Raw genomic sequence first — 26407 nt, 5'->3', positions numbered from 1 at the left:
TGAACACTAAACAAAAACAAATGAAAACTCTTTTTACATATTTACTAAGTATTGGTGCATTAACAGCCTTTGCGCAACAGGATACTGCACGGTATATCGGCCCGACTTTATCCAACGTGGACTATCATCATGGGCAACTAACACCTGTAGTGGGGGTGCACAATATCCAGGTGTTCAGGGCCAACCGGGAGCATCCTGAGTGGGCGGGCGGTATGAACTGGACTTATAATCACCAGCCCATGCTGGCTTACTGGAACAATACTTTTTATATGCACTTTTTGAGCAACCCGGTTGGCGAGCACATAGCACCGGGCGCTACTTATTTGTTCACATCAAAAGATGGGTATAACTGGTCAAAGCCGGTCGACTTGTTTCCCGTTTATCGCCTGCCCAATGGATTTAAAAAGAAAGAAGATACGGCTGTTGCAAAGGATATAGACGCAGTGATGCATCAACGTATGGGTTTCTATACGGCTAAAAATAACAAACTGTTGGCCCTTGGCTATTATGGTATTGCCCTTTATGCCAAAGATGATCCTAATGATGGTAATGGCGTTGGACGTGTGGTACGCGAAATTAATAAGGATGGTAGTTTAGGTCCGATTTATTTTATTAGGTACAATCACGATTTTAACGAGAAGAATACGAATTATCCTTTTTATAAAAAATCAAAAGACAAGGGTTTTGTTGCAGCCTGCGATGAGTTGCTGGCACAACCCTTACAGATGCAGCAATGGGTAGAAGAAGCTGACAGAAATGATCCGTTGATTCCACTGCAGAAAGAAGTAAAGGCGTTTAGTTACTATCATTTGCCGAATGGCCGTGTAATTGGTTTTTGGAAGAATGCTTTAACCAGTATGTCTGCTGATAATGGAAAAACATGGCTCTACAATCCTTTAAGAGCGCCGGGTTTTGTAAACTCCAATGCAAAAATATGGGGACAGAAAACGATCGATGGAAAATACATGACCGTGTACAATCCGAGTGAATTCAGATGGCCTTTGGCATTATCGGTAAGTGATGATGGACTGAACTATAAAAACCTGTTTTTAGTAAATGGAGAGATCACTTCCATGCGTTATGGCGGTAACTATAAATCCTATGGACCGCAATATGTGCGTGGCATCCAGGAAATGAACGGAACACCTCCGGGAAAAAATAACTGGGTTACTTACAGTGTCAATAAAGAAGATATGTGGGTAGCCAAAATACCTATGCCTGTTCAGAGCCAGGTAGATGGAAATGTGGATGACCAGTTTTCTTCGCTGAAAGATGGTGAAGAACTAAACAGCTGGAACTTGTATAGCCCGTTATGGGCACCTGTTTCTATTGTGAAAGAGACGGGTAAGAAGGTTTTATCTTTAAAAGATCTTGATCCATTCGACCTCGCTAAAGCAGAACGTGTAGTTCCTGAAGCCAGCCAGGTGAAAATAGAATTTAGTGTTACTCCTCAGCAAACAGCAAATGGCCGCCTGGACATAGAAGTACAGGATGCCCGCAATACACCCTGTCTGCGTTTGTCCTTCGACTCTACCGGTAGTATTATAACTAAAGCTGGTTATCGCGATAAAGCGTTGGCAACCTATGAAGCAGGTAAAACCTACAATTTTATTATTGAACTCAACACCGCTACAAGGCTATATACTGTTTCCATCAACGGCAGCAAGCCCAACAATAATATCATATTTGCTCCGATACATAAAGTACACCATGTGAGTTTTAGAACAGGTGGGGTAAGACGTTTTCCCAATGCGGATACACCTACAGATCAGATGTATGATTTGCCTAATGCAGGAGAAAAAGATAAGGAGGCAGTTTATAATATCAGCTATTTCAAATACTCGAAACTATAGAAACTATGTCATCACAAAAAATGCCACGCTGGGCGTCATTATCGGCAACAGGGATTTTTTCCCGGATAAGCTGGTTGCAGAGGCCCGTATCGAAGTGCTCGACTTTTTAAAAGAGTTTAATATTACGCCCATCATGCTTAGCGATGCAGATTCAAAGCTGGGTGGTGTGGAAACATTTGCGGAAGCGCAGAAATGTGCAGCCTTGTTCAAAGAACACAGGGATGCAATAGATGGGGTACTGGTGGTATTGCCCAATTTTGGCGATGAGAAAGGTATTGCAGAAACATTGAAGCTGGCAGAGTTAAACGTACCAGTTTTGATTCAGGCATATTCCGATGATTTGAATAAACTTGATGTAGTTAACCGGAGAGATGCCTGGTGTGGCAAAATTTCGGTTTGCAATAATCTGTATCAATACGGTATTAAGTATACATTAACCACTAAGCATGTAAGCAGGCTGCAGGATGAAACCTTTAAAAAAGACCTGCTGGAATTTGTAGGTGTGTGTCGCGTGGTGAAAGGTTTGCGCAAAGTGCGGATTGGTGCAGTAGGAGCGAGACCAACAGCCTTTAATACGGTTCGGTATAGCGAGAAAATATTACAGCGTAATGGCATTTCGGTTACAACAGTAGACCTATCTGAAATATTGGGTAATGCCAACAAGCTTACGGCTAATGATCAGTCAGTAAAAGATAAGCTGGATAAAATTCATGCCTATACTTCAGTAGGGAAAACACCCGGCGATAAGTTGGTGCAGATAGCAAAACTGGATGTGGTACTGGCCGATTTTATGGAGGCCAACGCCTTAGACTGTACAGCTATTCAATGCTGGACTTCCATACAACAAAATTATGGATGTAATGTATGTACCAGCATGAGTATGATGAGTGAGAACATGCTACCAAGCGCCTGTGAAGTAGATGTAACGGGTACTTTAAGCATGTATGCGATGCAGCTTGCCAGTGGTTCTCCCAGCGCTCTGGTAGACTGGAATAATAATTATGCTGATGATGATACCAAGTGTGTGTTATTCCATTGTGGTAACTGGGCTAAGTCCTTCCTGCCCGATATCAGTATCAGCACCGCGCCTATTTTGGGTACAACAGTGGGTACAGAAAATACATACGGCGCTTTGGATGGTCGTACACCGGCCATGCCGCTTACCTACGGGCGTATTAGTACAGATGACTGCAAAGGCGTGATCAAAGCTTATGTAGGCGAAGGTGAATTAACCAACGATGAATTAAAAACCTTCGGTAACCGCGCCGTAGCACAAATAGACGATCTGCAGGGTTTGATGAAACATGTATGCCGTAACGGTTTTGAGCATCACGTAGTAATGAATGCCAGCAAAACAGCAGGCATCCTAAAAGAAGCGATGGAAAACTACCTGGGCTGGGATACCTATTTACATAGTTAAGAATCTTAAACTTTGAACATCAAACTTTCAACTTTAAACAACAGTTTGATATGACAACAAAAGAACTAAAGGAGAAATCGGTTGCGTACAGAAAAAAGATACTCAAATACATTGTAAAAGCTAAAGCAGGGCATACCGGTGGTAGCTTGTCCTGTACGGATATCCTTAGCGTTTTGTACAATGAGATCATGAATGTATCTCCTGAAAACTTTGGATCGCCCGACAGGGATCGGTATATCCAGAGCAAAGGGCATACAGTAGAAGCGTTATTTGTAGTATTAGCTGATAAGGGTTTTTTGCTGAGGAAGAGTTAAACACACTCTGTCAGTACCAATCTCATTATATCGGCCATCCTACACGCAAGGTTAATGGGGTAGAGCAAAATACAGGCGCCCTCGGACATGGTTTACCTATTGCTGTTGGTACGGCAATAGCCGGTAAGTTGGACAAAAAAGATTATAAGGTATATACGTTGTTGGGTGATGGGGAAATGCCCGAAGGTAGCAATTGGGAAGCGGCCCTTACAGCGGCCCATTATAAGCTGGATAATCTTTGCGCTATTGTAGATAAAAATTCTTTACAGATCACGGCAGCTACGGCAGACGTATGTAATACAGATCCGCTGGATGAGAAATGGAAAGCTTTCGGCTGGGCCGTGCGCGAAATTGATGGTAATGATGTGGAAGTGTTGAAATCGACATTGCAGGACCTTCCCTTTGAAGCAGGGAAGCCCAGCGTTGTTATTGCACATACTACCAAGGGTAAGGGAGTGAGTTATATGGAGAATGTGTTGAAATGGCACCATGGCGTTCCTTCAGCCGATGAGTACGAGCTGGCAATTAAAGAACTGGATGAAGCATTATTAGCAATTTAAGTTTTGACTTTCATTTATATAATTGAACAATGGCAGAACAAATCAACACTTTACCTTATAAAGCCAACCTGGATGTGTACTCAGAAACACTGCAGCGACTGGCGGAGACGGATCCAAATATCATTGCTGTAACCAGTGATAGTCGCGGTTCAGGCAAATTAGTGCCTTTCGGTAAAAAACCCCGACCAGATAGTTGAAGTGGGGATAGCCGAACAGAATCTGGTTGGAGTAGCTGCCGGACTGGCTTCCTGTGGAAAGAAGGTGTTTGCTACTTCACCGGCCTGCTTCCTCACGGCACGTGCGTTAGAACAGATCAAAAATGATGTGGCTTATAGTAATAACCCGGTTAATGTAATTGGCATTAGCGCGGGTGTAAGCTATGGAGCTTTGGGGAGTACCCATCATAGCCTGCATGATTATGCTGCATTAAGAGCCATTAATAACATTACGGTTGTGGCCCCGGCTGATAACTGGGAAACGGAGCAAGCTATCGAACTCGCTGCCCAAACAGAGGAACCGATATATTTACGTTTTGGCAAAAAGCCCATGCCACCTTTAAAAGACTCAACCGGCGAAACTTTTGCCTTCGGTAAAGGCCGGGTGATAACAGAAGGTGACGATGTATTGATCATCGCTTGCGGAGAAACAGTGTATCCTGCGTTGGAAGCTGCAAGACTTCTAAAAGAGGAGAATATTTCAGCTACGGTGGTGAGTATGCATACCATCAAACCACTGGATACCGATCTGCTCGCTGAAAAGGCCGGTAGCTGTAAAGCTATTCTTACAGTAGAAGAGCACAGTATTTATGGCGGATTAGGCGAAGCTTGTGCCAGCTATTTATTACAGCATGGAATCAGTAAGCCTTTTAAAATAATGGGTATACCAGATGAGTATACTGTTACGGGATCGCAGGGCGAAATTCTGGAACACTATGGGATTAGCACGAGTGGGATTGCTACGGCCGCAAAAGAGTTGTTGCGGTAAAAAAATGTTCGCAACAGACTGTTCTTTTTATAAACGATTCAATAATTGCCGCAATATGAAAAAGCTTTTTACAACGGACTTTTATTTCTGGCCATCGGACTGCTGCTGGTACAATGTAAAGGTAAAGAACCTGGAGGCAAACAAAAGAAGATAGCGATTGTCATATCTACCTTAAATAATCCCTGGTTTGTTTTCCTGGGAGAACAGGCGGCAGCCAAAGCCAAAGAGTTGGGTTATGAAACTAAATTATTCGATTCGCAAAATAACTCGGCTTTAGAAAGCGATCATTTCGATAATATTATAGTGGAAGGATTTAATGCCATCCTTTTTAATCCTACAGATGCAGATGGTTCGGTCGCAAATGTAAAAAAGGCTAAAGCCGCCGACATACCTGTTTTTGCATGGACAGGGAGATCAATTCCCTGGATGCTGCTACTTCACAAATACTTTCAGATAGTTACTCTGGCTCTGTGGCCATTGGTAAATATTTTGTACAACAGCTGAATAAAACAGGCAACTACGTGGAGCTATTGGGATTAGTGGGGGACAATAATACCTGGGCCAGATCTAAAGGCTTTCATAGTGTAGTCGATAATTATAAAAACCTGAAAATGGTGGCTCAGCAAAGTGCAGATTTTGATCGTAACAAGGCGATGGAAGTAATGGAGTCTATTCTGCAGGCACATCCGAATATTGATGGTGTATTTTGTGGCAACGACGCCATGGCGATGGGTGCTTACCAGGCATTGCTTTCCGCCGGAAAGGCCGATAAAGTAAAAGTATTTGGGTTTGATGGAGCCGATGACGTAATTGCTGCCATTAATGATAATAAAGTATATGCAACGGGTATGCAGTTCCCATTGGTAATGGCGCAAACGGCGGCAGTGTTTGCTGATGAGTATATAAAAGGTAAAAGAGACTTTCCGCAAAAAATACCGGTAGCTGTGGAAATGGTTACCAAAAAAATGTGCAGGATTATGTAGCCTACGGAAAGAAATAAGAGTTGATTGCTGAACTTTTAAAACAATGCCAATGAATAAATTTTTAAAATACGCGATTATACTGGTGGCTATTGTGTTGTTGGGGTATAACTCGATCTACATAAAAAAACTGAGCGATGTAAAAGCTACAACCGGGGAAAAATTTGATGCTGCTGTCTACGTAGCTAATCTCTGGAAAGAAAAACTGCCGGCCCGCATGCAAACGGCGGTAGATATAAATACACTAAAGACGTCTATAGAAAAGGATGGGGCTGGGGCATTTGATAAATATACCAATGCATTAGCAATTGGTAATTACAGGTATGCATTAGTAAAAGGAACTGCAAAAATAGATAAAGTAGGGGTGGACGATGTCGCCGTAATGATTAATGGGGATGCGCCTTTTAAGGCCAGTCTCCTTACCGAGTTCGTTTACGGAAATGCGTTAAGAGATGCTTCGGGTCTCGTAGAATTAAAAGAGTTTCCCAACACCAGCGATCTAAACAGTATTTCCGAAGAATTAAATAAGATGGTTCGGCATAAAATAGTTCCATCATTTAAACCGGGTTTAAAGACCGGCGACTCCATTGAGTTTATCGGAGCTATTGAATTAAACAAAGAGCATATCCATTTTGATGACATAGAATTGATTCCCTTAAGCGTAAAAATTGTTCACTGATGTTGATAGCGAAAAACATAACCAAAAAGTTCGTCGGCGTCACGGCTTTAAATAATGTGAACCTGGAATTATATCCGGGTAAGGTGAATGCCATTGTAGGGGAGAATGGAGCGGGTAAATCTACCCTGATGAAGATACTGTCAGGTGTGCATACCCAATACAGCGGCGATATTATTTTTGGGGAATAGTGCAGTTCAATTCAACCAAAGATGCAGAAGATGCAGGTATAGCAATTATTCACCAGGAGCTGAACCTTGTACCTCATTTGAGCATAGCCGAGAATATTTTTTAGGCAGAGAGATCACCAATTCATTAGGTATCCTGGATAAAACTGCTATGCGTAAACATACCGCACAGTTGCTCCAAAAAGTCAACCTGGATATCAATGCTGATACACTCATCTCTAAGTTGAAAGTGGGACAGCAGCAATTGGTAGAAATTGCAAAAGCTTTGCACACCAATGCCGAAGTAATCATTATGGATGAACCTACTTCTGCTATTACCGATAAAGAGGTGGATAATCTTTTTGAGATTATTGATGAACTAAAAGCCGAAGGAAAAATTATTGTTTATATCTCACACAAGCTAAAGGAGTTATTTCAGAAAGCGGACACTTATACTGTATTAAGGGATGGGGCTACCATTACTTCAGGAAATATAGCTGACATTACTCAGGATGAATTGGTAGAGAAAATGGCGGGAAGAAAGATCGTGATTGAAAAAATATATCGGATGCTATTTTCAATGAACCATTGCTTGAAGTGAAGAACATCAATCTGAAAAACGCAGAAGACACCAACACATTGCTGGTGAAAAATGCTTCATTTACTTTGCACAAAGGTGAGATACTCGGGCTTTATGGTTTAATGGGTGCCGGACGAACCGAATTGATCGAAACTATTTTCGGACTGCATCCTAAGCTGGGCTCCGGGAAATGATAGTGGAAGGCCAATCTAAAAGGATCAATTCACCTGCAAGGGCAATCGCATCGGGCGTTATGTTGGTTCCGGAAGACAGGAAATTGCAGGGGCTTTGCCTGGGTTTGGGCGTCAAGAAAAATATTAGCGTAACCGTATTGAAGCAGTTGGAGGAAAACGGGTTATTCTTAAACGCTCGTAAGGAGTCTGCGTTGGCAAAAGATTATATTAACCAGTTAAATATAAAAACGGCTTCGCAAAATACCTTATCCAAAAACCTGAGTGGCGGCAACCAGCAAAAAATTGTTATTGCAAAATGGCTGGCTAAAAATCCAAAAGTGTTATTACTGGATGAGCCAACAAGAGGTATCGATGTAGGTGCCAAATCAGAAATTTATAAATTGATCAAAGATCTGGCTGCAAGTGGTGTAGGTGTTGTTGTTGTTTCTTCAGAAATACCTGAGATACTGGCCCTGGCCAACCGGGTACTGGTGATGTGTGAAGGGGAAATAACGGCAGATATTTCTATAGCCGATGCTACTGAAGCCAGTTTATTAACCAAAGCTATCCATAAAAATTAAGCCGATGCCTACCATTAATTATAAGCAAAGAATTAAAAGTCTGCAGTCTTTGATCGCATTGGTATTGTTATGCATCATATTGTCGATACTTACGGATAAATTTTTTACTGCCGATAATGGATTAAATGTGCTCAGGCAAACCGCGGTAAATATCTGCATAGCTACTGGTATGACACTGGTTGTATTGACTGCGGGTATTGATTTGTCCGTTGGCTCTATACTGGCGCTCTGTGGTGCGGTGGCCGCTGGTTTATTGAAAAATGGAATTCCGATAGCTGCTACGGATACCTATATAGGCTTTACCGTGTTAGGGGTAATAGTAGCTGCCATTATTATCGGCGGACTATTGGGCTGGTTTAATGGTTTTGTAATAACCAAATTTAATGTGCCTCCTTTCGTGGCTACACTGGCAATGTTAACCATTGCCCGTGGTTTCACTATGTTGTATACTAAAGGTCAGCCCATCAGTAACCTGGGGGCAAAATTTACTTTTATCGGCTCAGGTTCTTTGTTGGGTATACCTGTTCCCGTGTGGATCGCACTGGTGGTTGTATTGTTCGCCGTTTTCATTACCCGTCAAACCCGGCTGGGGCGTTATATCTATGCGATCGGAGGCAACGAAACTGCGGCAAAATTTTCCGGAATAAAAATTTCCAATATCAAAATGATCGTGTATGCTTTGGCAGGAGCTATGGCCGCGATTGGTGGGATTATAGTAACCTCCCGCCTGGATTCAGCTCAGCCTAATGCGGGTAATAGTTACGAGCTGGATGCTATTGCTGCTGTGGTGATTGGAGGAACATCTCTGAGTGGCGGTCGTGGTACTATCTGGGGTACAGTTATGGGAGCTATTATAATAGGTGTTTTAAATAATGGGTTGGTACTATTGAATGTATCACCCTTTTGGCAACAGGTGGTGAAGGGCGGAGTAATTCTGTTGGCAGTGGTGATTGATAAAATTGATAAGAAGGACTGATGATCGGAATGCCCAATTTTGAATATTAAATCTTAAACTTTAAATGAACTTCATTCTCTCCATAGATCAGGGCACCAGCGGCACCAAAGCATTGGTATTTGATGCGGATGGCCAGGCGATCGCCCGGGGATCGGTTCCTTTGCAAACTCATTATTTTGGGGAAGGTTTTGTAGAGCAGGATCCGGAAGCTATCTACAATAATGTTGTTGCTGCCGTTAGCAATTGCTTGAATGATCTGGAGATCAAAGGACTTTCAAAAGAACAGATTATTGCAATCGGTATTTCCAATCAAAGAGAGACTTTCGTGCTCTGGGATGAATCAGGTTCTCCTTTACATCCTGCTATTGTATGGCAATGTAAGCGTTCTGTAAAAATATGTGAAAATCTGGCGCAACGTGGGTTAGGTAATTTGATTGCCTCAAAAACAGGGTTGGTGATTGATCCTTATTTTTCGGCTACTAAATTAGTATGGCTGGTTGAAAATAATACATCAATAAAAGAAGCCGTGGCCGCAGGAAAAGCATTCTTTGGAACTATTGATACCTGGTTATTATATAAATTAACGGCTGGTAAAAGTTATGCAACAGACCATACCAATGCATCCCGTACTTTGTTTTTCAATATTCAAAGTTTGCAGTGGGATACCGAACTGCTGGATGTTTATGGTTTAGGTAACCTGCAGCTGCCGGAAGTAAAATCTTCTTCGGCATATTTCGGAGAAACTACTATTAATGATTTGTTATCCAACCCCGTTGCTATTACTGGTTTGATCGGCGATTCTCATGCGGCGGCGTTTGGGGAAGGTTGTTTTGATACAGGCACTGCCAAAGCCACATTAGGCACGGGTTCCAGTATCATAATGAATATAGGCAACAAGCCGGTTGCTTCTCAAAATGGAATGGTAACAACAATTTGCTGGAGCGTTCCCGGTAGGGTTGATTATGCGCTGGAAGGAGTGATTGTTACCTGTGGCGGCACTATCGAATGGTTGAAAAATGAATTGGGGCTTTTTGACGACGTGAAAGCAACGACAGGGATGGCGAATGCCGTCTCAGATAACGGAGGTGTTTACCTGGTACCGGCGTTTAGCGGATTGGGGTCTCCCCACTGGGAAATGAATAGAAAAGCGTCTATAACAGGGATGACATTCGGCACTAATAAAAATCATATAGTACGTGCAGCCTTAGAGTCTATTCCTTACCAGATCAAAGATGTGATCGCGGCAATGGAAAAGGATACCGGGATATCGTTAAAACAGTTAATGACTAATGGCGGCTTAACGGCGAATGAATTTGTGATGCAGTTGCTGACAGACGTATTGGCCAAACCGGTATCGAGAAGCTCAATGCCGGATGTATCGGCATTAGGTGCCGCATATATGGCCGGAATGCAACAAGGCATATATAACGGAATTGATGCATTAAGAAATTTAAAGAGCGATAAAGTTATACTGGGACAATCTGTTGAAGCAGCTAAGGTAACTGATTGGTACCAGGGCTGGTTACAGGCTGTTGATAATAAAAACTAAACAATGAAGTTTATTAAAGAGCGCATGCTACTCCTGGCTGGTGTTTTGGCGGTGACTGCAGGCTTTTCGCAACCAGCAGTATTGAAGTTTGAAAATTTCAAACATTATGCAGATCGTTTTAATACCATGGAAGATGAGCCTATTGTTCAGGCCATTCCAAATAATGAGTCCTGGCAATGGATGCAGCAAAATATTCCTCTCCTGGAAACGCCTGATAAGAACTTTGAAGAGATATTTTATTTCCGTTGGTGGACATTGAGAAAGCATATCCGTAAAACAGAGCAAGGCTATGCGTTAACGGAGTTTTTGGTACAGCGTTCTTATGCAGATAAATATAATCTGATCAGCAGCGGGTTGGGGCATCATATTTATGAATCCCGTTGGTTGCACGATCAACAATACTTGAATGATAATCTTCGTATTTGGTATCGGGGTAACGAAGGAAAACCATTGAAAAAACTGAGGGCTTATAGCAGCTGGAATATGGATGCGATCTACAATCGCTACCTGGTAAACGGTGATGTAACATTCATAAAAGATTATTATCCCGACCTGACGGCTGATTACGCTGGATGGGAGGCTGAGAAGCGTAAGCCCGGAGGGATTTTCTGGCAGTTTGATGTGCGGGATGCCATGGAAGAGACGATCAGTGGTGGACGTAAAGAAAAGAATCCCCGGCCGTCTATTAATGGCTATATGTATGGCAATGCCATGGCCTTGTCGGCTATAGCGAAATTAGCGGGCGATCCTACCGGTGCTGGTTTATATTCAAGGAAAGCAGATAGCATTAAAGTGGATGCGCAGCAAAAGTTATGGAATGTGAAAAGCAATTTTTTCGAAGTCAGGAAAGAACAGGGTGATACCTTAGCACAGGTGATGGAAGAAATTGGGTTTATTCCCTGGTATTTTAACCTGCCGGATGCGAAATATAGTGTTGCCTGGAGAAAACTGATGGATCCTAAGCATTTTAATGCACCTGTAGGTATCACTACCGCCGATAGAAGTCATCCGGGCTTTAGAACCCATGGTTGTTGTAAATGTGAGTGGGACGGTGCCGTGTGGCCTTTTGCGAGTGCACAAACATTAACGGCCATGGCTAATTTATTGAATAATTATAAGCAGTCTTACGTCTCGAAAAATGACTATTACACACAGTTACAAAAATATGCGCAGTCTCAGCACAGGAATGGAAAACCTTACATCGGTGAGTATATGGATGAAAAAACTGGCCAATGGTTAACAGACGATACAAGAGGACGTTACTACAATCACTCAACTTTTAATGATCTGGTGATTAGTGGTCTTGTAGGTTTACGTCCAAGGGCGGATAATATTATCGAAGTAAATCCTTTGCTGCCCGCAGGAAAGTGGGACTGGTTTGCATTAGATAATGTTTTATATCATGGAAAAATAGTTACTATTATCTGGGACAAAGCCGGTAAGAAATACGGTAAGGGTAAGGGCTTGTCTGTTTGGGCAGATGGTAAGTTGGTCGCCAGCTCAAAAAAACTGTCAAAAGTCACAGGTACTTTATAGGCATGTTTTAACTTGCGCCGTTTAATTAGTTGATTTCTAAAATTATTATGAAACGTTTTTTACCTATATTTTTATTCCTGTTCCTGGCTTTAAACAGTAATGCCAAATTAGTGCTTCCTAAAATATTAGGGCATAATATGGTATTGCAACAAGGCTTGCCTGTAGCAATATGGGGCTGGGCGAATGTAGGACAGGAAGTGGTTGTAGAATTTAAGGGTCAGCGTAAAAAAGCAATTGCTGATAATAAAGGTGCCTGGAAACTTTATTTAGATCCGCTTACGGCTTCTTTCAGCGAAGCATCTGTTTATATTAAAGCAGGCTCAGAACAAATGCAATTAGATCATATCCTGGTTGGTGAAGTATGGCTATGTTCGGGGCAATCGAATATGGAATTTGCAATGCGCAAGCTGGCAAGTTGAAGCCGCCGGCTGGTGCTAACTGGCCGGTTAACGAAGTAGCCGAAGCTAGTAATAAAGCGTTGCGCATTTTCTTGGTAGAAAGAAAAAGATGAGCCCCGATTCTATGCATAGTGGGTGGTATGAAGCAACAGCGCCATCACTGGGTAGCTTTTCTGCTGTCGGGTATTTTTTTGCAAAAGAGTTATATAAGAAATTACAAGTTCCGGTAGGCGTTATTTCCGCAGCTATTCCGGGAAGCGGGATAGAGCCCTGGATGCCCGAAGAAGCTATGTTGAAAGAGGACTTTTTCAATAATAAAAAGACTCTACCCATAGAATCAAAGATGCGTCGGCTAAGTTTTATACAGCCATGATTGAACCACTGATCCCTTTTTCGCTAAAAGGCTTTTTATGGTACCAGGGTGAGAATAATTGTTTTTTGCAGGAGCGGCTGGAGTATACTTATAAAATGAAATCGCTGATCAATTATTGGAGGACTAAATGGGGAAATAACCGGCTGCCATTTTATTATGTGCAGATAGCACCTTACTATTACTCCAAATCGAAGGACCGGCCTTACACAGTCTACAGTGAACCCGAGTTTTGGGAAGCCCAAGCCGCAGCGCTTAAAATACCGAATACTATAATGATCGCAACTACCGATTTGATTGAAGACCCTGCAGATCTTCATCCGGTGAATAAGTGGGATGTAGGCCAAAGGCTCGCTGCATCAGCATTAAGTAAAACCTATCAGATTGATGACCACCCTGCAATGGGACCTTTATTCAAATCCGCAGTAAAGAGCGGCCAGTCCTATGTTCTCGATTTTGATCATAAAGGCAAGGGTTTAAAAAGTATGGATGGCGCTCCACTGAGCCATTTCGAAGTAGCAGATGAAAAAGGTAATTATCATCCCGCGTCGGCAGTTATTAAAAATAACAAAGTTTGGGTAAATGCTATGGGTGTAAAAAATCCGCGCTCCGTTCGTTTTGGCTGGAGAGAGGATGCTAAACCCAATTTGTTTAACATGGAAGGATTGCCTGCTTTGCCTTTCAGAACGGACAATACATTGCGGGATCAATTTAAAGTTCAGTAGATATGATATCGGATATTAAAGGTGCTAGATAAGTGTAGAAAATCGTTTCACAGTAGTAAGATGAAACAGGTACAATCGGAGGTAGTTAATTAATAGAAACAAGGAGTTGAGAATAATGATGCGTAAATTTTTATACATTTTTCTTTTGATGATCGCGGCACAGGTACAGGCACAGCAAACAGAAGTGCAGTATCTGAGTGGCAGAGGTAACGATGACATGGTACAGTGGGACTTTTATTGTACCTCAGGAATGAATTCGGGTAAGTGGACTACAATAGGTGTACCTTCTTGCTGGGAGTTGCAGGGCTTTGGCAAGTATGACTATGGTTTTGCAAAAGACAGTGTAAGGGGAAAAGAATCCGGATTATATAAGAAGCAATTCAATGTTCCCGCATCATGGAAGGGAAAAGTGATCAACATTGTCTTTGAAGGTGTGATGACCGATGCTGAAGTAAAGATCAATGGCCGGTCAGCCGGGGCCGAGCACCAGGGTGCTTTTTATGCTTTTAAATATGATATCTCAAAACTATTGAACTATGGAAAACAGAATGTACTGGAAGTAAAGGTAGATAAGCATTCTTCCAATAAGAGCGTCAACGCGGCTGAACGTGAGGCGGACTATTGGATCTTTGGAGGTATTTTTCGTCCTGTATGGCTAGAGATATTGCCTCAATCTTTTATCGACGATATCAGTATCGACGCCAGGGCGGATGGTAACTTCCGTACAAGAGCTACTATACATGGTAAGCAAAACATGCTTGGCATTAAAATTTTTAATAAGAAGGGCCAGTTGGTGGCCGAAAGGGAATCAGCTGCCGGTAATACACAGGAGTATGCGCTCACCGTAAAGGCACCTGCTTTATGGAGCAGTGAGTTTCCGAATTTGTATAAAGCGGTCTATACTGTATCCAGCGGAGGCAAAATCTTGCACACGGTTGAGAAGAAATTTGGCTTTAGAACAGTTGAAGTTAGGCAAAGAGATGGAATTTATGTAAATGGGATGAAGATGAAGTTTAAAGGGGTGAACCGGCATTCTTTCAGACCCGAAAGTGGCAGAACCACCAGCTATAAAAATAGCGTGGAAGATGTATTGCTGATCAAGGAAATGAATATGAACGCGGTGCGTATGAGCCATTACCCACCAGATGGACATTTCCTGGATGTTTGCGATTCTCTCGGACTTTATGTGATTGATGAATTAGCCGGTTGGCACGGTCAGTATGATACACCTACAGGCTCATTACGAGTGAAAGAAATGGTAGCGCATGATCGTAATCATCCTTCAATTGTTATTTGGGCCAATGGCAATGAAGGGGGAAGTAATCCCGAATTGGATAAATTATTTGGTCAGTATGATTTACAGAACCGCGTGGTTATTCATCCCTGGCAGTTAAACAACGGTATTGAAACCCAGCATTACCGCCAATACAATTATGGGGTAGGCAATTTTGAAAACGGTCGTGAAATAGTGATGCCTACTGAATTTTTGCACGGTTGGTTTGACGGTGGCCATGGCGCGGGGCTGGAAGATTACTGGAATAAAATGTGGAGCAACCCGCTGAGTGCCGGAGGTTTTCTCTGGGATTTTGCAGACCAGGGCGTGGTAAGAAAGGACAAAAAGGATTCACTCGATACAGATAAGCATCGTGGAGCTGATGGTATTGTGGGCCCACATCATGAAAAAGAAGGTAGCTTTTTCACCATAAAAGAAGTGTGGAGCCCGATATACCTGGAACGCAGAGAAATTGCAAATGGTTTCGACGGCAGGTTTAACATAGAAAACCGTTATCAATTTGCGAATGCGAACACCTGCACTTATACATGGAAATTAAAGCGTATTGGTGTGAAGGACGAGAAAGTATTAGATGGCTCAATTCAGGCACCTGATATTGTTCCTGGTGGAAAAGGGCAACTACAAATACCGTTGCCTGCTGACTGGAATTCTTATGACGTTTTATATATCACAATAAGGGATCAATATCAGCAGGAAATATTTACCTGGAGCTTTACCATTAGTAGTCCCGCACAAAAAGCAAAAGAATTAGTGGCATCGGGTGGGGATGAACAGGATGTACAGATTAATGAAAAGGGTGACAGTTATGAAGTGAAGGTCAACGATGTTGAATTATTGTTTGATAAAACCAATGGCTTATTAAAGCAGGTGCGTAACGCTAAAGGTATTGTTCCTTTATCAAATGGCCCGGTATTGCAGGAGGGTGTTAATAATTTCGCAGATATTTCTTACCGATATGATGAAAATAAAAATCTGGTAATCAGTTCAGCTTTTGATAAAAAGAAAAGCTTTAATACGTTGAAATGGATTATTCATCGTAATGGCTGGGTACAATTAAAAGTAAACTACTTTCCCGATTCATTGCATACTAAAATGCTGGGGATTAATTTTGATCTTCCCGAGACCAAGATGCGTTCTGTAACCTATATGGGCAAAGGTCCCTACCGTGTTTGGAAGAATAGGTTGAAAGGAGGTGCGTTCGGTGTATGGAGCAAAAAGTATAATAACACCGAGACTGGTGAGCAATGGGACTATCCCGAGTTTAAAGGCTATCATGCCAATTTCTATGGTGGTTTTATTAATACCGATGGTCAGCGTTTTGCCATAGCGACAGAGACTGAAGACCTGTTCCTGCGCTTATATAGTGCTAAATGGAAAACGGATCAGTGGCATAACTATGAGCCCTGGTTTCCTAAAGGCGATATTTCATTTATGAATGCGATCCCTTCCATCGGTTCCAGGACGCAAACCCGTGAAACTACCGGTCCTATGGGTTTGGACAATATTTATTATGACTATGAAAAAGATCCTACACGGGCGCTGAAAATCGTTTTATGGTTTAAATTTGGAGATAAATAAAACCTATGTTATCCCAATACAAACAAACCATAAAGGAATTAAAGTCCATGATCCTGACCAGCAGGTATCGGGCTGCGGCATTGGCTAATAGAGAGCTGTTGATGTTATATTTTTCAGTTGGTAAATTGATTGTAGAGAAATCTAAAACTGAGACACGGGGATCTGGTGTATTGGATAAAATCGCTGCTGATCTTCAAAAAGAGCTTCCCGGTTTAAGGGGCTTTTCTACTACCAGTTTGAAGAAAATGCGCGTATTCTATACTGAGTGGGAATTCTTTTTTCAATTCGTCCGTTACTAACGGACGAATTGAAAAAATCGGCAAAGTCAGTAACAAAAAAGAATACTTCTAAGGCCAAGGAATTTAGTCCGTTGTCAACGGACGAATTCAGAAAGGATTTTTATTCTATTGGCTTCACCCATCATTATGAAATATTAATAAAGACAAAAACAGTTGATGAACGTATATTTTACATTACAAAAACAGCAAATGAATTTTTATCAGTAGATACGCTCCTGCGTCTTATTAGAAGTGAACTCTATAAAAAGAATGGTAAAGTTCTTAACAATTTCTCAAAGACGATTACAAGTAAAACCAGGCAAGAACAGGCATTGCAAATTTTCAAAGACGAATACTTACTGGATTTTATCAATATCGAAGATCCTGATCTTGTAGATGAGCGCGAATTAGAAGATGCTATAGTTCGTAATATAAAAAAATCATATTGTCAATAGGGAATGATTTTGCATTTATTGGCAATCAAAACAGACTTATAATTGATGATGAGGAGTTTTTCATTGACTTACTTTTTTTAATAGAAAATTGCAATTCGAATTAAAAAAAGGAAGGTTTAAACCTGAGTACCTGGGCAAAATGAATTTCTATTTATCTGCCTTGGACGACCTGGTAAAGCAACCACATGAAAATCCTTCGATAGGTATTATTCTTTGTAAGAGCAAAACCGATAAAGTCGTGGAGTTTTCCTTTCGTGATTTTACTAAATCTATGGGCGTTGCTACCTATAAAACCAGCAAAGAGCTTCCTGCAAAGTATAAAGGTATTTTACCTGATCCCAAGGCATTAAAAGAATTATTATAAATGAAACACAATTTTAAATACGCTTTTCTATTTTTCGTTGCATTCCTTTTCGTTTTGCAAAACGAGGTTGGTGCACAAGATTTAGAAATAAAGAATATACTGGTAGAGCAGCAATCGCATCCCATAGGTATAGCTACTGCAACGCCTCGATTCAGTTGGCAGATCAGCTCTGGTAAAAGAGCCGTTAAGCAGGTAGCTTATGAAATACTGGTAGCTACTTCTAAAGCTAACCTGGAAAAAAATGTGGGAGATGTCTGGTCTTCAGGAAAAGTAAGCAGCGACAATGCACTGCTAATTCCTTATAAAGGAACTGCATTGAAATCTAACCGGTATTACTATGTTAAAATAAAAGCTGTTACCAATAGAGGAGAAGAAGCCTGGAGCAAGCCGATGTTTTTACACTGGGTTTTGTAAATAAGGGAGACTGGAAGGCTAAGTGGATTGGCTACGACAAAGCGTTCCCATGGGATAGCGTTACCCAGTGGTCGCGTCTATCTGCCCGCTATTACCGCAAGGAGTTTTCATCTGTAAAAAAACTAAAAAAGGCTTTTGTGAATATTGTTGGCCTTGGTATGTATGAACTGAGTATTAATGGTAAAAAATGGGTGACCAGGTATTAGCTCCAGCACCTACGGATTACCGGAAGTCGGTTTTGAGCAATACATTTGATGTAACAGAGCATATTCAATCGGGTAAGAATGCTATTGGTGTTGTGCTGGGTAACGGCCGTTTCTTTACCATGAGGCAGAATTATAAGCCTCAAAAAATCAATACTTTTGGTTTTCCTAAACTATTATTTCAAATGGATCTTATTTATGATGATGGGTCCACCCAAACTATTATTTCTGATGCCAGCTGGAAGTTTACCGCAGATGGACCTATAACCACCAACAACGAGTATGACGGTGAAGAATATGATGCTACGAAGGAATTGAGCGGTTGGTCAGAAGTGGGGTATAACGATGGTAAATGGTTAAAGGCCTTATTAGTAGCAGCGCCTCCAGGTAAGGTAACGCCACAACCAACCAAGCAAATGAAAGTAATGCAAAAGCTGGCTCCTGTGTCAATTAATAAACTAAAGGATAATGTATATATCCTCGATATGGGCCAGAATTTTTCGGGGTGGCTACAGTTGAAAGTAAAAGGTAAAAAAGGTGAGCAGGTAAAAATGAAGTTTGCAGAAAGCCTGCAGCCAGACGGGCAACTGTATATTGCCAACCTGCGTGATGCCCGTGTTACAGATATATACACATTAAAGGGTGAAGGCGAAGAAACCTGGCAGCCAACTTTTGTCTACCACGGCTTTCGTTATGTGGAAATAACCGGATGGCCCGGAACGCCTACGGTTAGCGATTTTGAAGGGCACCTGGTATATGATCAAATGACAACCGCCGGTACACTGAAAACTTCAAATGAAGTGATCAATAATATAGTTAAAAATGCCTGGTGGGGAATAGCTTCTAACTATAAAGGCATGCCGGTTGATTGTCCGCAGCGTAACGAACGTCAACCCTGGTTAGGTGATCGTGCGCAGGGTGCTTACGGAGAAAGCTTCCTGTTTAATAATGCCTCACTCTATGCAAAATGGTTGGATGACATCGAAGAATCTCAAACTGCAGAAGGAGCCATTCCGGATGTAGCACCGGCATACTGGAACTATTACAGTGATAATGTAACCTGGCCGGGTACCTATATTTTGGTGGCAGATATGTTGAACCAGCAATTTGGCGACGAGCAAAGCATCAAGAAGCATTATCCATCCATGAAGAAATGGTTGAATTACATGAAGACTAAGTACATGAAAGGCTTCATTGTAACCAAGGACAAGTATGGCGACTGGTGTGTGCCGCCTGAAGACTTAAAAATGATCCGCTCACAGGATAGTACCCGTACCACCAACGGTCAGCTATTAGCCACTGCTTACTATTATCGTCTTTTAGGTATCATGGAACGATTTGCAAAAATATCTGGTAACGAGCATGATGTCACTGATTTCACTGCATTGAGAAGTAATATTAAAATCGCTTTCAATAAGAAGTTTTTCAGGGAACAAACCAGTCAATATGATAATGGTACCGTTACAGCCAACCTGTTGCCATTATATTTTGGTATGATACCCGAAGGCAAAAGTCAGCAGGTATTTGCCAACATCGTTAAAAAGCTTCAGTATGATAATATGCATATCAGCACAGGCGTCATTGGTACGCAGTGGCTGATGCGTGGACTAACACAATATGGAAAAGCCGATGCTGCTTTTACCCTGGCATCTAATAAAACCTATCCAAGTTGGGGTTATATGATTGAAAATGGCGCTACTACCATTTGGGAGTTATGGAATGGAAATACAGCCAACCCGCAAATGAACTCGCAAAATCATATTATGCTGTTGGGCGATTTACTGATCTGGATGTTCGAAGACCTGGGTGGTATAAAAGCCACAGCGCCCGGGTTTAAAGAAATTGAAATGAAACCGTCTTTTGTAAATCAGCTTAACAATGTGGAAGCAACCTACCAGTCGGCTTCCGGTGATATTAAAAGCCAATGGAAAAAGGAAGGAAGTCAAATAAAATGGCAAATAGAAGTACCCGCAAATAGCACTGCAGTTATTCACATGCCGGCAACCAGTGCTGCATCTGTAAAAGAAAATGGAAAGGCGATCACCAACCTGGAAGGCGTCTCCTTACTCAAATGGGAAAATGGGACAGCTACATTACGTATCGGCAGTGGTAGTTATGAGTTTACTAATTAATCTTTATAAAAAGCATATATGATCAACCTTAAAAAAGTATCTGCTTAATAGTGTTATCTATTGCGATGACATCAGGCCAGGCTATTGCACAAGCGTCTGCAGATAACCAGGAATTACAAAAGAAAGCCAGTGAATGGGTGAATGACCTGAAATTATCTGATGAGGGTAAAAAACAAAAAGTTCAAACAGCCATTACCCAGCACCTTACTGCAGTTAGAGATTGGCATAACGAACATCCTGTGAAAGATAATCCGGGAGGCATTAACCCGGGTACAGGTAATACATTAAGCAATCTGGATTGGGAGGTGATTTATTGCTCGCAAAAGCCTAAATCGGTTCACGAAAACCTGATGACTACCTTAAACGCAGCGTTAACTCCTGAGCAGGTAGAAGCCGTATTAGATCAATACACTATTGGTAAAGTGGCTTTTACTTTGAAAGGCTATGAAGCTATCGTTCCTGATCTTACCGATAAGGAACGTACGGAAATCCTTAAAAATCTGAAACAGGCAAGGGAGCAGGCTATTGATTATAAAAGCATGAAAGAGATCTCGGCTATTTTTGAGATCTATAAAACCAAATGCGAACAATACCTCAACAGTAATGGACGTAGCTGGAAGCAATTGTTCAAGGATTACGTGAATAAAAGAAACGCTGAAAAAGCAGCTCAGGAAAAAAATAATATTTCAATGAAGATCAGTTTTATCTCTTTTTGTTTATTGTTACTGGCCATATCATCTGGTGCACAAAAAGTTCGCTGGAAGCAGGGTATTGTAACTGATGAGTTTATTTTTGATACCGCGAGTTTCCCATCCAGCCATTCGGCAACCATAGCAGAGACGCCGGAAGGGTTGATAGCTGCCTGGTTTGGCGGAACAAAGGAAGGGCATAAAGATGTTTGTATTTATACGAGCCATCTTAAAAAGGGTAAGTGGTCGAAACCTGCCATGGCTGCCAATGGTGTTTTGAACGATACTTTGCGTTATGCCTGTTACAATCCCGTTTTATACCAGGTGCCTGGTGGTGAACTGATCCTGTTTTATAAAATCGGGCCTAATGTAGCGGGCTGGACGGGCTGGCTGAAGCGTTCTACCGATAACGGCCATACCTGGAGCCAGCGCGAAGCTTTACCAGCAGGCTATCTTGGACCGGTAAAAAATAAACCGGAGTTAATTAACGGAGTATTAGTTTGTCCTTCAAGTACTGAAAAAGACGGCTGGAAAGTCCATTTTGAATATACAAAGGACTGGGGAAAACCTGGACTAAGTCGGATCCCATTAACGATGGTAAAAAAATAATGGCTATTCAGCCTTCTATTTTGAAATATAAAAATGGAGATCTGCAAACTTTAGGACGTACGCGGAATACAGTGCTTTACCAAAGTTGGAGTAAAGACGGCGGTAAAACCTGGTCCGAAATGACGACGCTGGATATGCCAATAACAATTCGGGTACGGATGCAGTAACTTTAAAAGATGGAAGGCATTTGCTGGTATACAATCATGTGTTACCCGATTCATCATGGGTGAAAGGTAAAGGACCGCGTACGCCTTTAAATATTTCCGTATCAAAAGATGGCAAAAAATGGTATGCAGCGTTGGTTTTAGAAGATTCGCCCATCAGCCAGTATTCTTACCCGTCGATCATCCAAAGTAAAGATGGAATGGTGCACGTGGTATATACCTGGAGAAGGCAGCGGATCAAATATGTAAAGATCGATCCGTCTAAGTTAAAACTTACCGAAATCAAAAACCAGAAATGGCCGGGGAAGATAAAGGTGGGTAAAGGCGTGGTTACAGATGATTAATGGAATACCGGAGTTGGCAGGTATGCATTTCTTTTTTCGCAAAGGCGCAACGCATTTGAAGAAATAGGGTAGTTTTCCTTTGCACTCTGGCGTCTTTGGGGTTAAGTTTGGCAATAGCGCTGTTATCTACTAATGTCGGGGATTGCTTTATCAGATTGAATCTTGTCATATAAAATACAGATGTGAAAAATATACCACTTATCGATGTTTGCATAATCGTACTATATCTTATAGGCATGGTATGGATTGGTTTTTATTTCTCGCGAAAGAATAAAAATGCAGACCAGTTCACCAAAGCCTCTGGCCGTATTCCGGGTTGGGCGATAGGCCTGTCCATTTATGCCACCTTCTTAAGTAGTAATACATTCCTGGGAGTGCCTGGTAAAGCTTTTGGCAGTAACTGGAACTCCTTCGTGTTCAGTATTTCCATGCCTTTCGCTGCATTTTTTGCTGCTAAATATTTTGTTTCTTTTATCGCAGCACCGGTGAAGTTTCAGCCTACACCCACCTGGAACATCGTTTCGGACCCTGGGCGCGAACTTATGCAGTGATATGCTTTGTGTTGACCCAGTTTGCCCGTATGGGGTCAGTTTTTTCGGAATGGCATTGAGCCTGCAGGCGCTCTAGGCTTCTCCATGGCATCTATCATGATTGTTATGGGTGTTTGCATTATCGTTTATACGGTTATGGGTGGAATGGAAGCGGTGATCTGGACAGAAGTGGTGCAGGGAATTTTAAAAACGCTCGGCGCTTTATTGATATTGTATCTGATTGTAAGGGAAATTCCCGGTGGTATAGAAAAAGCCTATGAAATAGGCATGGCGCAAAATAAATTTAGCCTGGGTACCATGCGGCTGGATTTTACTACATCCGGTTTTTGGGTAGTATTCCTGTATGGGTTCTTCATCAATCTTAATAATTTTGGTATGGACCAGAATTATGTACAGCGCTATCATACTGCAACAGATACTTCCCAGGCAAAAAAATCAATCTGGCTTTGCGTGGCCATGTATGTACCTGCGTCCTTGTTGTTTTTTATAATTGGCTCAGCTCTGTTTTCCTACTACCAGTTAAACCCTGAGTTAATAGAGGGTTTAAAGCATACCGTTGCATTGGAAAAGCTCGGGGCAGGAGCGACTAGTGATCAGGTGAATGTACTCGCGGCAACTTTACAACCGGCTGACTATGGCGATAAAGTAATGCCGCATTTTATGGTGCATAAAATACCTAAAGTTTTTTAGGATTGATTATAGCGGCTATTCTTTCTGCTGGCATGAGCACAATAAGTTCGGGTATGAATGCCTGCGCTACCGTATTTACGAAAGATATCTATCAGCGTTATTTTAAACCCGGTCTGGCGGGCAAGGCCGAATTAAAGCTTCTCTATATTAGTACCGTCATTTTTGGTGTAATAGGACTAGGCACCGGGCTGGCTATGTTGGGCATTAAAAGCGTGCTGGATATCTGGTGGCAATTGTCGGGCATTTTTGCCGGTGGCATGTTAGGACTCTTTTTGCTGGGTATTATGAGCAAAAAAACAAAGAGCGGTCAAGCCATTGTTGCTGTAATAGTAGGTATATTGGTGATTCTATGGCTTACATTCTCACCACAGTTGCCACCGGCTTATGATTCATTTAAATCTGTGCTTCATATCAATATGGTTATCGTAATAGGTACTATAACTATTTTCTTTACAGGAGTGCTGTTAACGGCTTTCAGAAAGGAGAAAGCCATGTCCTAAAATTAGTCTATCAATGTTCACGACCTTTCAAATAAGTTCTGGTAATAGTGGGGAAATGTTATTTTGTAATGATGTATTATATAGCAAAATCTTCCATTACAATAATGGTTTCCTACATGAGTTTATGGATAAAAATTTTCAACTTTAACCCAAAAAGCGATGCAAACGATTGCCGGAAAATTTGTGCCAGTAATGATCACGCCTTTCGATCTGAAAGCTAATATAGATTTCGATGCGGTAAATACACTTTTAGACTTTTATCTCCAGGCAGGTGTAAAAGGAATTTTTGCCAATTGCCTGAGCAGCGAGATGTTCAGTATCAGCGAAGCTGAAAGATTACAACTGACGCAGCATATTGTGAGTTATGTAAATGGCCGTGTTCCAATCGTGGCAACTGGTTCATTTGGATTAACCATTGAAGATAAAGCCGATTTTACTAAACGCATTTATGATACCGGCGTAGACGCGGTAATATTGATCACAGGACATTATGCTAAAGTAGAAGATAGCAACGATGTGTTGTTGCAAAATTTTGAAAAAATGTTTTCGCTTACGGGTGATATTCCCTTGGGTATGTATGAATGTCCTGCTCCCTATAAGCGAATCATTGAAGCTGATGTGTTCCGGAAATTGTTACAGGCCGATCGTTTGATATATCATAAGGATACTTCTATAACACATGAGAACGTAAAAGCAAAGCTGGATATCCTGGAAGAACTGCCTAATAAATTGGAGTTTTATGATGCGCATACGCCTAACGCCATGTATAGCATGCAGCATGGTGCGGTAGGTATGTCTTCTATATCAGGTAACTTTTATCCGGAACTGCTGGTGTGGATGGTAGAAAATGCCAACAATCCTGATAAGCAGGCGGATGTACAATGGCTACAGCAGGAGTTGACCGCTGTCGATCCCATGATACACATTGCTTACCCTATGAGCGCTAAATATTTTTTACAAAAAGAGGCCTGCCGGTAAGAACGATCAGTCGTGCATACGCTTTACATTTAACACCGGATCAGAAAAAGAAGTAGATGCCTTACATGATAAGTTTTTAGGCTGGTGCGAACGGTTGAATATAGAACCGGTATCGGCAAAGAACCTTGCATAAGTTAAAGATTAAAAGAACTATTATAAAAGTGGAATTGACGAACAACTTAAAAATATTTTTCCCGGGCAAACTGGTCTTTGCCAATGGGAGTTTAGATCAATTGGCTGCGGAAGTACAGGCCTTGCTGCCATCTAAAGTATTTATAGTAACCATTGTCCCGCTGCAGAATACAATTGAGGGATTTATAAAGCAATTAAAAAGCGCAGGCGTTGCGGTGCAAACGGATACCAGCATTGTACAGGAACCTACATTCAGTGACTTTGAAAAGCTGATGCAAAAAGTACAGGCATTTAATCCGGATGTGGTTATCGGCATTGGTGGTGGTAGCGTATTGATATTGCCAAGCTGGTTGCAGCGCAACTGGATAATGAACAGCAGTTAAGAGACTATGTAGGTATTGGTTTACTAAAAGGCAGGAAAAAGAAACTGATCTGTGTGCCTGCTACATCTGGTACAGGAAGCGAGGCTTCGCCTAATGCCATACTGGTAGATGATGCAGATAATCAGAAAAAAGGGATCATTAGTCCTTACCTGGTCCCCGATATTGTTTATGTAGATCCTTTATTGACCATTTCCGTGCCCCCGGCAATTACAGCAGCAACCGGCATTGATGCATTAACGCATTGCATGGAAGCGTATACCAATAAATTTGCACAGCCATTTATCGATATGATGGCTTACGAAGGCATGCGGTTAATTGCGGCTCATATCGAAACAGCCGTGAAGCAGGGAGATAATGTGGAAGCCAGGGAGAAAGTAGCTATGGGTAGTTTGTTGGGTGGCTTTTGCCTCGGACCGGTGAATACGGCAGGTGTACACGCACTTTCTTATCCGTTAGGCAGTATGTTTCATTTGGCTCACGGTTTATCGAATGCTTTGCTATTGCCTTATGTGATGGAATATAATATTCCTTCGGCAACAAAAAATATGCAGAAGTGGCTATAGCACTGGGATGTGAAAGGCAGGCGGATGATGCAGCTACAGCCGCTGCCGGAGTTGAGCGTATCAAAGCCATCATTAAAGCATGTGGTATCCCGCTTACATTAAAAGAAGTGAATGTGCCGGAGGGTGCTATTCCTCAAATGGCCACAGATGCTATGAAAGTACAGCGTTTACTAAAAAATAATCCAAGAGATATCTCAGAGCAGGATGCCATAGCGATTTATAAAGCAGCAATGGGATAAAAGTATGAAACCAGGCCTTGTTTCGT

27 protein-coding genes and 4 pseudogenes are annotated in these 26407 nt (G+C 41.8%); all 31 read left to right on the top strand.

What is annotated here, in order from left to right; genetic code table 11:
• Positions 1-20 precede the first annotated feature (20 nt).
• The 31 genes and pseudogenes from MKP07_RS30410 (at position 21) to MKP07_RS43190 (ending at position 26381) form a co-directional block, all read left to right on the top strand.
• Complete coding sequence (locus tag MKP07_RS30410; protein ID WP_240851821.1) at positions 21-1853, top strand: exo-alpha-sialidase; 1833 nt, start codon at positions 21-23, stop codon at positions 1851-1853.
• Positions 1789-3273, top strand: a complete 1485-nt coding sequence (locus MKP07_RS30405; RefSeq protein ID WP_240851819.1) for an L-fucose/L-arabinose isomerase family protein — start codon at positions 1789-1791, stop codon at positions 3271-3273. Before MKP07_RS30410 ends, MKP07_RS30405 begins: the two co-directional genes overlap by 65 nt.
• A gap of 50 nt (positions 3274-3323) precedes the next feature.
• Positions 3324-3587, top strand: coding sequence for a hypothetical protein (locus MKP07_RS40065; protein ID WP_262920013.1), 264 nt, complete (start codon positions 3324-3326; stop codon positions 3585-3587).
• A gap of 29 nt (positions 3588-3616) precedes the next feature.
• Positions 3617-4147, top strand: a complete 531-nt coding sequence (locus MKP07_RS40060; protein ID WP_317236165.1) for a transketolase — start codon at positions 3617-3619, stop codon at positions 4145-4147.
• 29 nt (positions 4148-4176) lie between these two features.
• On the top strand, positions 4177-4344 hold the full coding sequence (locus MKP07_RS30395) for a hypothetical protein (protein ID WP_240851817.1): 168 nt from the start codon (positions 4177-4179) through the stop codon (positions 4342-4344).
• A gap of 1 nt (position 4345) precedes the next feature.
• A complete protein-coding gene (locus tag MKP07_RS30390; RefSeq protein WP_240851814.1) occupies positions 4346-5131 on the top strand; it encodes a transketolase family protein in 786 nt (261 codons plus the stop codon).
• A 45-nt stretch (positions 5132-5176) separates the two neighbouring features.
• Positions 5177-6114 (top strand): annotated as a pseudogene (locus MKP07_RS43200) (substrate-binding domain-containing protein).
• 49 nt (positions 6115-6163) lie between these two features.
• Complete coding sequence (locus tag MKP07_RS30375) at positions 6164-6790, top strand: DUF2291 domain-containing protein (RefSeq protein ID WP_240851808.1); 627 nt, start codon at positions 6164-6166, stop codon at positions 6788-6790.
• Positions 6790-6978, top strand: a complete 189-nt coding sequence (locus tag MKP07_RS40055) for an ATP-binding cassette domain-containing protein (RefSeq protein WP_262920012.1) — start codon at positions 6790-6792, stop codon at positions 6976-6978. The genes MKP07_RS30375 and MKP07_RS40055 overlap by 1 nt, the downstream gene beginning before the upstream one ends.
• Positions 6968-7555 (top strand): ATP-binding cassette domain-containing protein, encoded by a 588-nt coding sequence (locus tag MKP07_RS30370; RefSeq protein ID WP_262920011.1) that lies wholly within the window; start codon positions 6968-6970, stop codon positions 7553-7555. The genes MKP07_RS40055 and MKP07_RS30370 overlap by 11 nt, the downstream gene beginning before the upstream one ends.
• Positions 7552-7728 (top strand): ATP-binding cassette domain-containing protein, encoded by a 177-nt coding sequence (locus tag MKP07_RS30365; RefSeq protein WP_240851806.1) that lies wholly within the window; start codon positions 7552-7554, stop codon positions 7726-7728. The genes MKP07_RS30370 and MKP07_RS30365 overlap by 4 nt, the downstream gene beginning before the upstream one ends.
• The gene (locus MKP07_RS30360) at positions 7725-8288 is read left to right on the top strand and encodes an ATP-binding cassette domain-containing protein (RefSeq protein ID WP_240851804.1); all 564 of its coding nucleotides are present in this window, start codon (positions 7725-7727) and stop codon (positions 8286-8288) included. Before MKP07_RS30365 ends, MKP07_RS30360 begins: the two co-directional genes overlap by 4 nt.
• Positions 8289-8292: 4 nt before the next feature.
• Entirely contained in the window at positions 8293-9264 is a 972-nt protein-coding gene (locus MKP07_RS30355; protein ID WP_240851802.1) for an ABC transporter permease, read from the top strand.
• A 43-nt stretch (positions 9265-9307) separates the two neighbouring features.
• A complete protein-coding gene (locus tag MKP07_RS30350) occupies positions 9308-10792 on the top strand; it encodes an FGGY family carbohydrate kinase (protein WP_240851800.1) in 1485 nt (494 codons plus the stop codon).
• 3 nt (positions 10793-10795) lie between these two features.
• A complete protein-coding gene (locus MKP07_RS30345) occupies positions 10796-12328 on the top strand; it encodes an MGH1-like glycoside hydrolase domain-containing protein (protein WP_240851797.1) in 1533 nt (510 codons plus the stop codon).
• A 47-nt stretch (positions 12329-12375) separates the two neighbouring features.
• Complete coding sequence (locus MKP07_RS30340; RefSeq protein WP_240851795.1) at positions 12376-12747, top strand: hypothetical protein; 372 nt, start codon at positions 12376-12378, stop codon at positions 12745-12747.
• A gap of 88 nt (positions 12748-12835) precedes the next feature.
• Positions 12836-13099 (top strand): sialate O-acetylesterase, encoded by a 264-nt coding sequence (locus MKP07_RS30335; protein ID WP_240851793.1) that lies wholly within the window; start codon positions 12836-12838, stop codon positions 13097-13099.
• Positions 13096-13821, top strand: a complete 726-nt coding sequence (locus tag MKP07_RS30330; protein WP_240851790.1) for a sialate O-acetylesterase — start codon at positions 13096-13098, stop codon at positions 13819-13821. Before MKP07_RS30335 ends, MKP07_RS30330 begins: the two co-directional genes overlap by 4 nt.
• 115 nt (positions 13822-13936) lie before the next feature.
• Positions 13937-16693, top strand: coding sequence for a glycoside hydrolase family 2 protein (locus MKP07_RS30325; protein ID WP_240851788.1), 2757 nt, complete (start codon positions 13937-13939; stop codon positions 16691-16693).
• 5 nt (positions 16694-16698) lie between these two features.
• Entirely contained in the window at positions 16699-16992 is a 294-nt protein-coding gene (locus tag MKP07_RS30320) for a DUF1016 N-terminal domain-containing protein (RefSeq protein ID WP_240851786.1), read from the top strand.
• Positions 16993-17000: 8 nt separating this feature from the next.
• On the top strand, positions 17001-17426 hold the full coding sequence (locus tag MKP07_RS30315) for a hypothetical protein (protein ID WP_240851784.1): 426 nt from the start codon (positions 17001-17003) through the stop codon (positions 17424-17426).
• A pseudogene (locus MKP07_RS30310) lies at positions 17417-17790 on the top strand (PDDEXK nuclease domain-containing protein). The gene MKP07_RS30315 and the pseudogene MKP07_RS30310 overlap by 10 nt, the downstream one beginning before the upstream one ends.
• On the top strand, positions 17791-18204 hold the full coding sequence (locus tag MKP07_RS30305) for a glycoside hydrolase family 78 protein (protein WP_240851782.1): 414 nt from the start codon (positions 17791-17793) through the stop codon (positions 18202-18204).
• A 187-nt stretch (positions 18205-18391) separates the two neighbouring features.
• A complete protein-coding gene (locus MKP07_RS30300; RefSeq protein ID WP_240851780.1) occupies positions 18392-20539 on the top strand; it encodes an alpha-L-rhamnosidase in 2148 nt (715 codons plus the stop codon).
• A 50-nt stretch (positions 20540-20589) separates the two neighbouring features.
• Positions 20590-21837, top strand: a complete 1248-nt coding sequence (locus MKP07_RS30295) for a DUF3826 domain-containing protein (RefSeq protein WP_240851778.1) — start codon at positions 20590-20592, stop codon at positions 21835-21837.
• Positions 21837-22345 (top strand): annotated as a pseudogene (locus MKP07_RS43195) (exo-alpha-sialidase). The gene MKP07_RS30295 and the pseudogene MKP07_RS43195 overlap by 1 nt, the downstream one beginning before the upstream one ends.
• 182 nt (positions 22346-22527) lie before the next feature.
• Complete coding sequence (locus tag MKP07_RS30280) at positions 22528-22896, top strand: sodium:solute symporter family transporter (protein ID WP_240851773.1); 369 nt, start codon at positions 22528-22530, stop codon at positions 22894-22896.
• Positions 22897-22917: 21 nt separating this feature from the next.
• Positions 22918-23586, top strand: a complete 669-nt coding sequence (locus MKP07_RS30275) for a sodium:solute symporter family transporter (RefSeq protein ID WP_240851771.1) — start codon at positions 22918-22920, stop codon at positions 23584-23586.
• 32 nt (positions 23587-23618) lie between these two features.
• Entirely contained in the window at positions 23619-24086 is a 468-nt protein-coding gene (locus MKP07_RS30270) for a sodium:solute symporter family transporter (RefSeq protein WP_240851769.1), read from the top strand.
• Between the two features lie 159 nt (positions 24087-24245).
• Complete coding sequence (locus tag MKP07_RS30265) at positions 24246-25064, top strand: dihydrodipicolinate synthase family protein (RefSeq protein WP_240851767.1); 819 nt, start codon at positions 24246-24248, stop codon at positions 25062-25064.
• Positions 25065-25225: 161 nt separating this feature from the next.
• Positions 25226-26381, top strand: a pseudogene (locus MKP07_RS43190) (iron-containing alcohol dehydrogenase).
• The last annotated feature ends 26 nt before the right edge of the window (positions 26382-26407 follow it).

This window comes from Paraniabella hibiscisoli (assembly GCF_022512515.1).
Taxonomy (GTDB): Bacteria; Bacteroidota; Bacteroidia; order Chitinophagales; family Chitinophagaceae; genus Niabella; species Niabella hibiscisoli.
The sequence above is the reverse complement of the archived record's forward strand: the minus strand, read 5'-3'. Positions and strand labels throughout refer to the sequence as shown.

Coding starts and splice junctions, on each gene's coding strand:
- MKP07_RS30305 (WP_240851782.1), top strand. CDS start 17,791: ATGAAACACAATTTTAAATACGCTTTTCTATTTTTCGTTGCATTCCTT.
- MKP07_RS40055 (WP_262920012.1), top strand. CDS start 6,790: ATGTTGATAGCGAAAAACATAACCAAAAAGTTCGTCGGCGTCACGGCT.
- MKP07_RS30335 (WP_240851793.1), top strand. CDS start 12,836: ATGAGCCCCGATTCTATGCATAGTGGGTGGTATGAAGCAACAGCGCCA.
- MKP07_RS30350 (WP_240851800.1), top strand. CDS start 9,308: ATGAACTTCATTCTCTCCATAGATCAGGGCACCAGCGGCACCAAAGCA.
- MKP07_RS30320 (WP_240851786.1), top strand. CDS start 16,699: ATGTTATCCCAATACAAACAAACCATAAAGGAATTAAAGTCCATGATC.
- MKP07_RS30355 (WP_240851802.1), top strand. CDS start 8,293: ATGCCTACCATTAATTATAAGCAAAGAATTAAAAGTCTGCAGTCTTTG.
- MKP07_RS30300 (WP_240851780.1), top strand. CDS start 18,392: ATGGGTGACCAGGTATTAGCTCCAGCACCTACGGATTACCGGAAGTCG.
- MKP07_RS30395 (WP_240851817.1), top strand. CDS start 4,177: ATGGCAGAACAAATCAACACTTTACCTTATAAAGCCAACCTGGATGTG.
- MKP07_RS30360 (WP_240851804.1), top strand. CDS start 7,725: ATGATAGTGGAAGGCCAATCTAAAAGGATCAATTCACCTGCAAGGGCA.
- MKP07_RS30340 (WP_240851795.1), top strand. CDS start 12,376: ATGAAACGTTTTTTACCTATATTTTTATTCCTGTTCCTGGCTTTAAAC.
- MKP07_RS30405 (WP_240851819.1), top strand. CDS start 1,789: ATGCAGGAGAAAAAGATAAGGAGGCAGTTTATAATATCAGCTATTTCA.
- MKP07_RS30325 (WP_240851788.1), top strand. CDS start 13,937: ATGATGCGTAAATTTTTATACATTTTTCTTTTGATGATCGCGGCACAG.
- MKP07_RS30265 (WP_240851767.1), top strand. CDS start 24,246: ATGCAAACGATTGCCGGAAAATTTGTGCCAGTAATGATCACGCCTTTC.
- MKP07_RS30410 (WP_240851821.1), top strand. CDS start 21: ATGAAAACTCTTTTTACATATTTACTAAGTATTGGTGCATTAACAGCC.
- MKP07_RS30270 (WP_240851769.1), top strand. CDS start 23,619: ATGAGCACAATAAGTTCGGGTATGAATGCCTGCGCTACCGTATTTACG.
- MKP07_RS40065 (WP_262920013.1), top strand. CDS start 3,324: ATGACAACAAAAGAACTAAAGGAGAAATCGGTTGCGTACAGAAAAAAG.
- MKP07_RS30330 (WP_240851790.1), top strand. CDS start 13,096: ATGATTGAACCACTGATCCCTTTTTCGCTAAAAGGCTTTTTATGGTAC.
- MKP07_RS30375 (WP_240851808.1), top strand. CDS start 6,164: ATGAATAAATTTTTAAAATACGCGATTATACTGGTGGCTATTGTGTTG.
- MKP07_RS30345 (WP_240851797.1), top strand. CDS start 10,796: ATGAAGTTTATTAAAGAGCGCATGCTACTCCTGGCTGGTGTTTTGGCG.